The 12,067-nt window shown below is 42.6% G+C and carries 15 protein-coding genes; 6 read left to right on the top strand and 9 right to left on the bottom strand.

Annotated features, from left to right (window positions below; translation table 11 throughout):
- Nucleotides 1–106 precede the first annotated feature (106 nt).
- Nucleotides 107–607: a hypothetical protein gene (locus tag UB32_RS14965; protein ID WP_044395054.1), complete on the top strand. Its 501-nt coding sequence runs from the start codon at nt 107–109 to the stop codon at nt 605–607.
- 67 nt (nt 608–674) lie between these two features.
- Here UB32_RS14965 and UB32_RS14960 read toward each other — a convergent pair whose 3' ends face one another.
- Complete coding sequence (locus UB32_RS14960; protein WP_044395052.1) at nt 675–2,015, bottom strand: PhoH family protein; 1,341 nt, start codon at nt 2,013–2,015, stop codon at nt 675–677.
- Between the two features lie 169 nt (nt 2,016–2,184).
- Here UB32_RS14960 and UB32_RS14955 point away from each other — a divergent pair, with 169 nt between their 5' ends.
- The gene (locus tag UB32_RS14955; protein ID WP_044395050.1) at nt 2,185–2,772 is read left to right on the top strand and encodes a YhcN/YlaJ family sporulation lipoprotein; all 588 of its coding nucleotides are present in this window, start codon (nt 2,185–2,187) and stop codon (nt 2,770–2,772) included.
- A gap of 25 nt (nt 2,773–2,797) precedes the next feature.
- On the opposite strand, the gene UB32_RS14950 is transcribed toward UB32_RS14955, so the two are convergent.
- Entirely contained in the window at nt 2,798–3,253 is a 456-nt protein-coding gene (locus tag UB32_RS14950; RefSeq protein WP_044395048.1) for a pyridoxamine 5'-phosphate oxidase family protein, read from the bottom strand.
- A 156-nt stretch (nt 3,254–3,409) separates the two neighbouring features.
- On the opposite strand from UB32_RS14950, the gene UB32_RS14945 reads away from it, so the two are divergent.
- Nucleotides 3,410–3,610, top strand: a complete 201-nt coding sequence (locus UB32_RS14945; protein WP_044395046.1) for a YlaI family protein — start codon at nt 3,410–3,412, stop codon at nt 3,608–3,610.
- Nucleotides 3,611–3,683: 73 nt separating this feature from the next.
- Here the strand turns inward: UB32_RS14945 and UB32_RS14940 are convergent, their stop codons facing one another.
- The 3 genes from UB32_RS14940 to typA are packed head-to-tail and all read right to left on the bottom strand — an operon-like array spanning nt 3,684 to nt 6,158.
- Nucleotides 3,684–3,977, bottom strand: a complete 294-nt coding sequence (locus UB32_RS14940; protein WP_044395044.1) for a hypothetical protein — start codon at nt 3,975–3,977, stop codon at nt 3,684–3,686.
- An 11-nt stretch (nt 3,978–3,988) separates the two neighbouring features.
- Entirely contained in the window at nt 3,989–4,303 is a 315-nt protein-coding gene (locus UB32_RS14935; RefSeq protein ID WP_044395042.1) for a YlaH-like family protein, read from the bottom strand.
- A 19-nt stretch (nt 4,304–4,322) separates the two neighbouring features.
- Nucleotides 4,323–6,158 (bottom strand): translational GTPase TypA, encoded by a 1,836-nt coding sequence (gene typA, locus UB32_RS14930; RefSeq protein ID WP_044395039.1) that lies wholly within the window; start codon nt 6,156–6,158, stop codon nt 4,323–4,325.
- A 148-nt stretch (nt 6,159–6,306) separates the two neighbouring features.
- Here typA and UB32_RS14925 point away from each other — a divergent pair, with 148 nt between their 5' ends.
- Complete coding sequence (locus tag UB32_RS14925) at nt 6,307–6,492, top strand: DUF5325 family protein (protein ID WP_044395036.1); 186 nt, start codon at nt 6,307–6,309, stop codon at nt 6,490–6,492.
- A 367-nt stretch (nt 6,493–6,859) separates the two neighbouring features.
- On the opposite strand, the gene UB32_RS14915 is transcribed toward UB32_RS14925, so the two are convergent.
- Both UB32_RS14915 and UB32_RS14910 read right to left on the bottom strand, forming a co-directional pair.
- Complete coding sequence (locus UB32_RS14915) at nt 6,860–7,663, bottom strand: inositol monophosphatase family protein (protein WP_044395031.1); 804 nt, start codon at nt 7,661–7,663, stop codon at nt 6,860–6,862.
- A 189-nt stretch (nt 7,664–7,852) separates the two neighbouring features.
- A complete protein-coding gene (locus tag UB32_RS14910) occupies nt 7,853–8,047 on the bottom strand; it encodes a hypothetical protein (protein ID WP_044395029.1) in 195 nt (64 codons plus the stop codon).
- A gap of 165 nt (nt 8,048–8,212) precedes the next feature.
- Here UB32_RS14910 and UB32_RS14905 point away from each other — a divergent pair, with 165 nt between their 5' ends.
- The gene (locus UB32_RS14905) at nt 8,213–8,833 is read left to right on the top strand and encodes a YktB family protein (RefSeq protein ID WP_044395027.1); all 621 of its coding nucleotides are present in this window, start codon (nt 8,213–8,215) and stop codon (nt 8,831–8,833) included.
- Between the two features lie 80 nt (nt 8,834–8,913).
- On the opposite strand, the gene UB32_RS14900 is transcribed toward UB32_RS14905, so the two are convergent.
- Nucleotides 8,914–9,195 (bottom strand): UPF0223 family protein, encoded by a 282-nt coding sequence (locus tag UB32_RS14900; protein ID WP_044395025.1) that lies wholly within the window; start codon nt 9,193–9,195, stop codon nt 8,914–8,916.
- A gap of 103 nt (nt 9,196–9,298) precedes the next feature.
- The gene (locus tag UB32_RS14895) at nt 9,299–10,258 is read right to left on the bottom strand and encodes an NAD(P)H-dependent flavin oxidoreductase (protein ID WP_044395023.1); all 960 of its coding nucleotides are present in this window, start codon (nt 10,256–10,258) and stop codon (nt 9,299–9,301) included.
- Nucleotides 10,259–10,451: 193 nt separating this feature from the next.
- Between UB32_RS14895 and UB32_RS14890 the strand changes: the two genes are divergently transcribed.
- Entirely contained in the window at nt 10,452–11,921 is a 1,470-nt protein-coding gene (locus tag UB32_RS14890) for an aminotransferase class I/II-fold pyridoxal phosphate-dependent enzyme (RefSeq protein ID WP_044395021.1), read from the top strand.
- Nucleotides 11,922–12,067: the final 146 nt, after the last annotated feature.

The following is a 12,067-nucleotide window of genomic DNA, read 5'->3' as shown; positions in this document are numbered from 1 at the left end:
CTCGAGGGGCTAGGCGCTGGAGCTAGACAATTCTCAAAGAAATTTAAACCTTCTTATTCTTTGAGAAAAGCGTGTGTAAAAATACCGATCTAGTCAGGAGGAAATTATGGTATCCATTATTTTTATTCGAGGTAAAGTCAAATTTAACATCACTTTAGACCCTGGCGTATGGATTTTCGATGACAGAAAAGCAGATTTAAATACATATTTTACCAAAAAACAAGAAAACGAAGATGCGATTGAAAGGTACACAAAAGCAATATCCAACCAATGGGACCGAGAAATTATGGAGGGGGCTGTTTATCCGCCAACGCTTAAAACGGAAGTGAAATTCGAGAAAGAAAAAGTCTTAACAGGTACATTCGGCATCCCTTTCCAACCATTTCTTAAAAACGCTGAACCCGAATCAGGGGCAAAAAATGTGGTAATTGAGTACGGTGAAAACGAGCAGGCAGTTCTTTCTATCGAAGAGGCTTACGGGATCATCCTTGGTTTTTCAAAGGACGGCAAACCATTAAGAGAAGATGGACCAGTGCATGTATATTACCAGGACGGGTCCAATAAAGATCATCCAATAAAAAATGTTTCCGGCTTTATTGTCGAATGATGAAAAGAGACAAAAGCGGACATCCAATCGGATGCCCGTTTTTTTACATTTTGTTTGGTACTTACGCTTATTTCAATAGATCAGCAGCCAACTGGGCTAGAGGCGATCTTTCTCCTTTAACGAGCTGTATATGACCAGAAATTTGCTGGTCCTTGAACTTCTCCACAACATATGTCAACCCGTTGTTATATGCATCTAGGTACGGATGATCAATCTGATCAGGATCACCCATCAGAACAATTTTGCTTCGCTCCCCAACCCTCGTCAAGATCGTTTTCACCTCATGTTTGGTTAGATTTTGTGCTTCATCAATAATAATGAACTGATCCGGTATACTTCTTCCTCTAATATAGGTAAGGGCTTCGACCTCGATTGACCCCATTCCTGCGAGGATTGCATCGAGTTCACCAGGTTTTTTCGTATTGAATAGGTACTCTAGATTGTCATAAATTGGCTGCATCCATGGCCTGAGCTTTTCCTGTTTTTCGCCTGGTAAAAAGCCAAGATCCTTGCCGACAGGCACAATCGGCCTTGCGACAAGCAGCTTATTAAAAAGGTTCAAGTCTTCCGTCTGAAGCAAACCGGTTGCCAATGCAAGCAGCGTTTTGCCTGTGCCTGCACGGCCGATCAATGTAATCAAAGGCATGTCTTGCCGTAACAGCAATTCCATGGCCATGATTTGCTGAACATTTCTCGGTCTGATTCCCCAAATTTGTTTCCCCTCATGCTCAAAAACAAGTTTTTTTACTTTTTTCTTCTTAGGATCGATCATCCCGATTGCGGATGCAGAACTTCCTAGTATGTCTTTCATGATCACAAACTGATTAGGATAAAAAAAATTTTGACCGTTTAATTCAGAGATATCCACTTCTCCTTTTTCATAAAAACGGTTTAGCAATTCAATTTCTAAGTATATTTCTGCATAGCCGGAATAAAGATGGTCCATTTCAACTACCCTGTCGCTCAAGAAATCCTCTGCGACTAATCCTATTGCATCTGCTTTTACCCGGACTAACGCGTCTTTGCTGACAAGAATTACTGTCTTGCCATTCTCTTTCGTATCTTCTTCAAGGCTGAGGTTTTTAGCGACTGCCAATATTCGATTGTCATTGGTATTTTCAACAAATATTTCCTGCAGTTGGTGGAAGGATCGATGGTTCAGTTCGATTCTCAGCGTCCCACCTCCCTCCAGATTGATTTTTTCATGGAGCTTACCTGTTTCTCTCATCCCATCTATCAGCCTTGAAACATGGCGTGCATTACGCCCTATCTCATCCATATATCTTTTCTTTGAATCCACTTCCTCCAAAACAACAGCAGGTATGACAACTTCATTGTCTTGAAACGAAAAAATCGCATGCGGATCCTGTAGTAAGACGTTTGTATCCAGTACGTATATTTTACTCAAATTGATGCCTCCCGCCTTCTTGATCTCGACTTCGGCCTAGTTAACAGCCTTGACCGGGACTTTGGTAAAATATATGACTTTCTGAATAAAGATAGAAGATATTTCGCACAATAACCTTTGAGCACTTCTTTTAACGGGATTTTGCAGAATAACGATCCGGAGGGATTTCATGATGTTAAAATTCATTACAGCAATTTCGTTAGTTTTGCTGTTGACGGCATGCAATGGGCAAAATAGGGCAAATGATAACGACAATAATCAGAGGGTAAAGGTGCAGAATAGTACAGTTGAAGGGGTTGACCGCCAATCCGGACAGAAGATTTCGCGTCACCTAGTAAATTTGACAACCACTATTCCAGATGTTGATGATGCTGCTGCAGTAGTAATTGGCCGTTATGCTATAGTCGGAATCGATGTAAACGATAATATGGAGCGGTCAGAAGTGGATACGGTTAAGTATACAGTTGCCGAGGCATTAAAAAAAGATCCGGATGGTGCCACCGCAATGGTTGTCGCTGACCCGGACATCACTGCAAGATTAAAGGAAATCGGAAAAGATATTCAAAGTGGACAGCCCATCATGGGAATCCTTAATGAATTAGCGGATATCACCGGAAGAGTCATGCCAGAGGTTCCCGCAGACATGATCGATCCACAAACGAAGAGTCCAACGGAAGAACCGAAAAAGAGACTGGACCAGGGCGAGAAAAAACAGCTGGAAAAGGATCAGCAGAAACAATCGAACTACCATAAATAGCCATGAAAAAAGCTTAGTCAATTGACTAAGCTTTTTTCATGGCTTCCATTACTTGCTTATCGAGACGTGCTGCTGCATCCTTATCATATGTCTTGTCATATTGAGGTTCTGCGACGATTTTCGAGCCATAGAACATGACATCCCTGACTTCGTTGATATGGATCTCAACCAACGCCAGCTTCAACGGGACTCCTTCAAGTTTTTCCTGCTTGATGCTTGCTGTTCCACTGATTGAATAGGTAGATTCATTCGCAATCAGGTTCATGACCACCTTGTTATTGGTTTTTATGTTCTCGATGATTCGAGAGCGCTTATCGATTGCGAAATAAATGGTCTCTTCGTCCTTTGCAAACACCCATGAAATTGCGCTGACATTTGGACCGCCGGTTTCATGATCCACTGTCGCCAAGGTGACAAAACGTTCTTTTTGAAGTATATCGACCAATGGTTTAATTAGCTTAGGTTCTACTTGATTTGCCATATCCATCCTCCTTAACCTATCATAATAGTACTACGAACCGTTATTTTGGGGCAAATCAAACGATTCCCCTTTTACCGGCTGTAAACAATGATATACTATAATATAATCCAAACTCAAATAGGCTAGGGAAGCTAACGATTGATAAGAGGTGCAAGTATGAGAGTCAAGTGTGTATTATGCGACAAAATCGAAAATATCAACAGTGACACCCTCCAGGCGAAAAGGCTTCGTAACCGCCCGATCCATACATATATGTGTGAAATCTGCCATGAGCGTATCGCCGAAAAAACCAACAACCGAATTGCGACTGGAAATTTCAAATTATATCGCAGCCGAGTAGAAAAAGATGACTGGTGATTTTGAGTGAAGCCTCGTATGAGACCCAGGAACAGATTTAAAGCAAAAATCCGCCAAGCATTTGGCGGATTTTTTAGTCTTCTACTGGATAGGTGATATATTTATCGGGTTCCTGGCTGATTTGATCAAGCATTACTTCGATCAGGTCACGCGGAAAACGGTACTCTTTTGTGTTTCCATCTTGCACAACTGTAACATAATACATCAGAGCGTCCCGTTTTAGCTCTTTTGAGTCAACATGATGTTCATCGGCAAGAATCTGCTCGAACAATTGGGTAGTATCTGCGGCTGCAGTATCGTCTGGACGGGCATCGCTGACAATTTTAATGGTCAGCCAATTATAAATAGCATCCTGGAGTGACTTCATATCCTCAACTCCTATTTAAGATTTGCTTCTGTTTTTTTATGCTCGCGCAGCCTGAGTTTGTATATGATCAGGATGAGCGCAGCAACGACAAGTCCTTCCGTGATAGGAAGAAAAATAGCAAGGAAGGTCAGAACGGTAGAGCCCAGTAATAAAAATACGTAGATGATAATACTTTTAAGTACCGGCAGCTTCTGTGCGAATCCAAGTTTGTAAACGAGGATGCTCAAAGCGGCAATGGTGAGATATAGCATCCACATTCCAACTGTCGGATTGTCATCTACCCTGAATAACGCTGCAAAAAATGATAATCTCTGGCTTACATCCATCCTTCTTCCCCCTACTTACTTAAGCATCAGCGAATTTCTTCTTTTTGGCATGTCTTTCACGCTCGTTCTTATCAAGTATTTTTTTGCGGAGTCTGATTGATTCTGGTGTAACTTCGCAATACTCATCATCGTTCAAGTATTCTAATGATTCTTCAAGAGTCATAATTCTTGGTTTCTTGATGACAGAAGTTTGGTCTTTATTTGCAGAACGAATATTCGTTGCTGCCTTTACCTTCGTGATATTAACGGTGATATCATTTTCACGTGTGTGCTCGCCAACGATCATGCCTTCATAAATTTCAGTACCTGGATCTACGAAAATCGTTCCGCGATCCTCTACCTGCATGATTCCGTAAGTAGATGACTTGCCGGACTCCATTGACACTAGCACTCCTTGACGACGTCCGCCTACCTGGCCTTGAAGCATTGGCTGATAGCTGTCGAATGTATGATTAATGATACCATATCCGCGTGTCAACGTTAAGAATTCTGTTGTGTATCCGATAAGTCCGCGCGCTGGCACATTGAAGATCAAGCGAACCTGGCCGCTTCCACTATTAATCATATCAAGCATTTCGCCTTTGCGTGCACCGATCGATTCCATGATGGATCCTGTGTGTTCTTCTGGTACATCAATTTGAACTCGCTCTACTGGTTCACATCTTACTCCATCAATTACCCTTACTATAACTTCTGGCTTTGATACTTGCAGTTCATAGCCTTCACGGCGCATATTTTCAATCAAGATCGACAGGTGCAATTCTCCACGGCCTGAAACAATCCAGGCATCAGGTGAATCGGTATTGTCTACTCTTAAACTCACGTCCGTTTGAAGCTGTGCACGAAGTCTTTCTTCAATTTTCCTCGAAGTCAAGTATTTTCCCTCACGGCCTGCAAAGGGACTGTTATTGACAAGGAAGGTCATTTGAAGGGTTGGTTCATCAATCCGTAAAATAGGCAGTGGATCCTGATGATCGAAAGGACATACTGTTTCTCCGACATTAATGTCTTCCATTCCGGATAATGCTATAAGTTCACCTGCATGAGCTTCCTGGATTTCCTGACGTTTTAGGCCGAAGAAACCAAAAATCTTCGTAACTCGAAATTGTTTTACAGATCCGTCAAGCTTCATTAGCGCTACCTGCTGGCCTACATTCATCGTACCGCGGAAAACACGTCCGATTCCGATTCTGCCGACATAGTCGTTGTAATCAAGAAGTGCTACCTGGAATTGAAGAGGCTCGTCTCGATTATCAATTGGAGCAGGGATATGGTCAATGATTGACTCATACAAGGCCTTCATGTCCTCATCCTGTTTTTCAGGGTCCAGGCTCGCTGTTCCATTGATCGCAGATGCATATACAACTGGGAACTCAAGCTGATCTTCATCTGCTCCAAGTTCGATGAACAAGTCCAGTACTTCATCCACAACTTCTGAAGGTCGCGCAAAATCGCGATCAATCTTATTTACAACAACAATTGGTGTTAAATGCTGTTCCAGTGCTTTCTTTAAAACAAAGCGCGTTTGCGGCATGCAACCCTCGTAGGCATCAACAACTAGCAAGACGCCGTCCACCATTTTCATGATACGCTCTACCTCGCCGCCAAAGTCAGCATGTCCAGGTGTATCTAAAATATTAATTCGTGTATCATTATAGGAAATAGCTGTATTTTTCGCGAGGATGGTAATTCCTCGTTCTCTTTCCAAATCATTTGAATCCATTGCACGCTCTTCGACATGCTCATTAATACGGAATGTGCCTGATTGCTTTAGAAGCTGGTCAACCAAAGTAGTTTTCCCGTGGTCAACGTGGGCAATGATCGCTATATTTCTAATATCATCTCTTAATTTCAACAAAGTCACCCTGCCTTTAATAAATTTATCTATTGGCTTTTTACATAACTTATATATTATATCACAATTAAAGTAGAAACCGATACGCATTTTAATGTACAATAAAATATATTATTATTTGTATCATAGTCGAATGGGAGGAATCAATTTGCAGCAGATTAAATGGCCATTACTATTTTTCGCATTTGCGGCCGCTTCATGCATGATCGGTATCGGTATTGCAATCGCAGAAAGAAGCGCTGCCGGAGCGATCGGCTGTGCCATCGCACTCGTGCTTGTTATGGGATTCGGCTTTAAGAAAAAAAAGAAGATGAGAGAAGCAGGAGAGCTTTAAGCAAGAAAAACGCAAGTCCTTGTTCAGCCCCGACAAGCCCTGCCGTCTTCTATAACCCATGTCCTGTGCCTCGGAGGGCTGACCGAAACGAAAAATTAAAACGGCTGCCCAGAAATGCAGTTGAAGTTTCTGCATTCTGGGCAGCGACACTAGACAAGCAACTCGAGGGCAGTTTCTTGACAACTTTTCCCTCCTCCACCCCAAACCTGTCAAAATAACCCGATTTCCCCCCATCACCTACAATAAAGAAACCAGTGCAAAATACACTGGTTCTCATTACCTATTTCCTGGCGATTAAAAATGTTAATATTTGGATTGAATGGAATAAGAAGGAATTCGATCTCCGCCATATCGACACAAACGAGGTTCACCATTTTCCATCCTTTAAGTAGTTTCGCAAAATATAACCGTGAAGCCCAGGTTTTGCAGCAAACAAGGAATTCTGTTTCAGTATATCCACTTCTTCCCCTCTGAGGTTGGTTGCCTTGCCGCCTAGTTCCTTGATCATGATGATTCCTGCTGCAATATCCCATGGTGCTAGCCGTGGAGTTATATAAGCATCAATTCTCCCAGTAGCGACATAAACCATTTCCATCGCTGCTGAACCATATGATCTGGTTCCTCTAACATCTTTTACGAGGGGTAGCAGCAATTGATGATCGATCCGTTTATTTGGCGCTACCCATGTAGCGTTAAGCGCAATGATTGCTTCGCTGATCTTTGCTTCCGTCAGTTTCGGAATGGGCTTTTCGTTTAAATAAACGCCATTGCCTTTTATACAATGGTAAAGCTCATCATGGACGACATCATAAATGAGGCCGATCAATCCTTCCCCATCAAAATAAATTCCGATTGAAATCGCAAAGTTCCGCTGCTGATGGACAAAATTCATCGTTCCATCGATCGGGTCTATGATCCAGACTGTTCCTGTCAGGTCGGTAACATTATCTCCATAGCCTTCTTCACCGATTATTTTATGGTCAGGGTATGTTTCTTTGATTTTTTTGATAAAAAATTGCTCTGTTGCCTTGTCTAGATCCGTCACAAGATCATTTGGATTCGACTTAGAGGTCACATTCAACGTCTTTGAAAAGGAAGCCCTGATATGATCGCCAGCTTCTCTGATCCACTTTTTTGCGTATGTATCGATTTCTTTTAAGTTCCATTCCATTCCATTTCCCTCGATTCATTTTTTCATTTTTATGAGGAATCTTTTATAGCTTATCGGATTTGCTTCCCTTTCATCAAGTATTAGGATTTCCCTTGTCAAGCGAATACATGAGCTCAGAACCAGAAAAAACGAACTCCATTAGCTTAAAAGGAGTTCGGAAAAGGGGGCAGTATTGTTGAGTTTCCCTGATTATAAAGCCTCTAAACGTACTAGTTCTTGTCTAATTCTTTCCAGTTTCTGTTTGCATTCCATCATTTTCGGTTTATCGGAGTCTTCCATCGCCTCAAAAAGTGTCGCTAATTCATAATCCATTTCCAAACGGAGGACAGCTGTTCGCTGTAGCTCACCACTTTTTATTCTTGTTGAATTTATGAGTTGTTTCATTTATTTTCCCTCCTCGATTCTTTTCGATTTTTATTCATTTTATGAAATAGCATTTGCCAATGGTACAAATATGTGCGTTTACCCAGGTCTCCGAAAAGGCCATTCGCTTCAATTTTTCATACACTTTTGCTACAATATTCGACAAAGGACTAGGAGGTTTTTAAATTGACATTTCAAGGATTCGAACAAGCAGATTTCGATGTTTTTCAAATCGATGGTCTCGATGAACGTATGGAGGCCTTAAAATCCCAGATTCGCCCAAAGCTAGATCAACTTGGCCAGCACTTCGGCCCAACGCTTTCCACTATGGCCGGGGAAGAAATGCATGTTCATGTCGCCAAACATGCTAGAAGAACAAAGAATCCTCCTAAGGATACTTGGGTCGCTTTTTCCAGCAATCCAAGAGGATATAAAATGCAGCCACATTTCCAGATTGGCCTCTGGGAAACACATGTATTTGTCTGGTTCGCGGTGATTTACGAAGCTCCTGCAAAGGCGGCCATCGGAAAAAAACTGGAGCAGGATCTTGAATCCATTTTTACTCGTACTCCAAACAATTTCTTTTGGTCCAGCGATCATATGAAGCCAGAAGCCATCCAGCATAGCGAACTTTCCAAAGAAGAACTTCTGTCGATGTTCAAGCGTCTCCAAACTGTAAAAAAAGCAGAAATCCTTTGTGGATTAACCATTCCACGCGAGGAAGCTATCAAGTTAAGTGGGAAGGAACTGCTTTCGAAAATAGAGTTTGTATTTAAAGAAACATTACCCCTATATAAAATCGCTTAAACCAAGAAAAACGCCTGAAAAACGATCTTATGCAAGAAAGAGCCCATTTTTTCTTGGGCTCTTTCTTGGTTTCCACTCGATTATCTTTTCGGTGCGACTTTTATCTTTTGACCGCTCTCATTTTGTTTCATTTCTTTAATGGCCTCGTATGATACATACCCGCTTACTTCTTCAAAATCCTTGAAGAGCTTCTTTTCTTCTGCTTTTTGCGGGACGATCTCCTTAAAACGTCTGTAAGCTTGCAACAGAGTGTCGCGATCGATCCCTTTTTCATAAGCTTTTTCAATGCACTCGTAAAAGTGGATGACGTCGACCATTTCATCGGTTGACCATGTGTAATCAATTGGATATTGGTATTCCATCGGCTCACCTGCTTTTTCACTGTACCAGGTTTACTTCCCTGTCAGTCTCGTTTGTTAATCGATTGTATCGTTATTTTACAGCAAGAGCAAGCGGAGCGGAAGTTCATTTTCCAAAAACTGTTCTGATTGCTTCTGCTTCTTTTATCATCCTATCGAAAAGCTCAGCGACTGAAGGAGAATCTTTAATCAAGCCCATCACCTGGCCAGCCCAGCCTAAACCATTCTCCTTGTCTCCTTCATAAATGTATTTACGGTTTGCCGCTCCACTGATCAGTTCCTTCAATTCATCATATCCTCCACCTTGCTTCTCTATTTCGAGGATCTTTTCTGTTAATGGATTGACAATCGCTCTTGCTGGCATGCCCAGTGTTCTTTTTATCACGATCGTATCATTCTCGGTTCCTTCTATTAACCTTTGCTTGTATAACTCGTTCGCATGGACGCATTCCTTTGTGGCAATAAAACGCGTTCCCATTTCAATTCCTTGCGCGCCCAGACTTAGTGCTGCCATCAATCCTCTTCCATCTCCAATTCCCCCTGAAGCGATAACTGGGATGCGGACGGCATCTACTACAGCTGGGATTAACACCATTGTGCCGATATCACTCTTCCCAAGATGCCCCCCGCCTTCCTGCCCGACCACGATCACAGCATCTGCACCGAGCTCTTCTGCTTTCTGTGCCTGCCTTTTAGCAGCGACTAGGACAAGTTTTTTTGCATTGGTTCCTTTTAATTGTTCAAAAATGGGTGCCGGGTTGCCTCCTGTCATCGAGATGACCGGCACACCCTCATCAATGGCGACATCCAAAAAACGGGAAAAAGATCTTCCATGCTGTCCGATCGCAAAATTTACTCCAAATGGCTGGTCAGTAAGCTCTTTCACTTTATGTATTTCTTTTCTTAGCGCCTCAGGATCGGGAAGGGACATCGCCGTGATCTGCCCTAGCCCACCTGCATTTGAAACTGCGGCTGCAAGCTCAGAATAGGCAAGATACGCGAGCCCTCCCTGGATAATCGGGTATTGTATTCCTAACAGGTTCGTCACTTTCGTGCTCCAGTTCATTTTTCCACTCCTCCGCTTGTTTTTTCCATTTCTATTATAAGTGACATTCTTCCTATTTGCTTTAAGAGAATATTGTAATTCTTTGCAAACATCCCGATTAGTGCTATAATGCATTTGTTTTATTTTTTTAGCCGAAAAATAATCATAACCTTTAAAAAGGAAATCCAATAGACTAAAGAGGTGTGATCTTCCATTGTCCCAATACGAAACACCACTATTCACTAGCTTGTTAAAGCACGCAGAAAAGAATCCGATCCAGTTTCATATACCAGGACATAAAAAAGGCAGCGGAATCGATCCTGAGTTTCGTGATTTTATTGGTTTAAATGCGCTATCGATCGACTTGATTAATATCGGCCCACTAGACGATCTCCACTCACCGAAAGGGATTATCAAACAAGCGCAGGAGTTGGCGGCGGAAGCATTCGGTGCTGACCATACTTTTTTCTCCGTACAAGGAACAAGCGGTGCCATCATGACCATGATAATGACTGTCTGCGGCCCTGGCGATAAAATCATCGTACCGCGGAACGTACACAAATCGATCATGTCTGCAATTGTTTTTTCCGGAGCGATTCCGATCTTTATTCATCCGGAGATTGATAAAAAATTAGGCATTTCTCACGGCATATCAACAGACTCTGTTGAAAAAGCACTTGAACAGCACCCTGATGCAAAAGGTTTGCTAGTCATTAATCCAACCTACTTTGGCTTTGCTGCCGATTTAAAAAGGATTGTCGAGATCGCTCATTCATATGATGTTCCGGTACTAGTGGATGAGGCGCACGGCGTGCATATTCACTTCCATGAGGACCTTCCGCTTTCCGCCATGCAGGCAGGAGCCGATATGGCTGCTACAAGCGTGCACAAGCTTGGTGGGTCATTAACGCAAAGCTCCGTACTGAATGTAAAGGAAGGCCTGGTTTCTGCCAAGCGTGTCCAATCGATCATCAGCATGCTGACGACCACATCAACCTCTTATCTGTTGCTAGCATCATTGGATACGGCTCGGAGGAGACTTGCAATTGAAGGAAGAGACCTTATTGACAAGACGATCAAATTGGCTCAATGGATTCGTGAGCAGATAAACGAGATCGAGCATCTTTACTGTCCTGGTGAGGACCTGCTTGGTACAAATGCGACTTATGATTTTGATCCGACAAAAGTGCTCATCAGCATCAAGGATTTAAATATCTCAGGATATGATGTCGAAAATTGGCTTCGCGAAAAATATAATATTGAAGTGGAACTTTCTGATCTGTATAATATCCTTTGTCTCATCACACCTGGTGATACACAAAAAGAAGCAGATATTCTTGTAGCTGCAATGCGTGAACTTTCAAGGGAATTCCACCACCTCGCTGCGAAGGTCCATGCAGAGGTGATGTTGCCTGATATTCCATTATTGGCTTTAACACCAAGAAATGCATTTTACGCTGATACAGAAGTGGTACCTGTAGAAGAATCAGAGGGACGAATCATTGCCGAATTCGTAATGGTATATCCTCCAGGTATCCCAATCTTCATCCCAGGTGAAATTATCACGAAAGAAAATCTAGTGTATATCAAGACAAACAGGGAAGCTGGCCTTCCTGTACAAGGCCCTGAGGACGACGAACTTCACTCATTCCGAGTGATCAAAGAACACAAAGCGATAAAATAAAAACAAAAAGCGCAAGCGCCTCGAACAGCCCCGACAAGCGCTGCCCGCCTAAGACGCCACGTCTTGTGGTTGGCGGGACTAGCACATCCTGTGCCTCGGAGAGCCGACCAGTGAAGTCGTTCTTTGACTTCACCTGAGCGGACCGA

Source organism: Mesobacillus subterraneus (assembly GCF_000934845.1).
GTDB classification, from domain to species: Bacteria; Bacillota; Bacilli; order Bacillales; family Cytobacillaceae; genus Mesobacillus; species Mesobacillus stamsii.
Note: the sequence above shows the minus strand (reverse complement) of the source record. Positions and strands in the feature narration are given on the sequence as shown.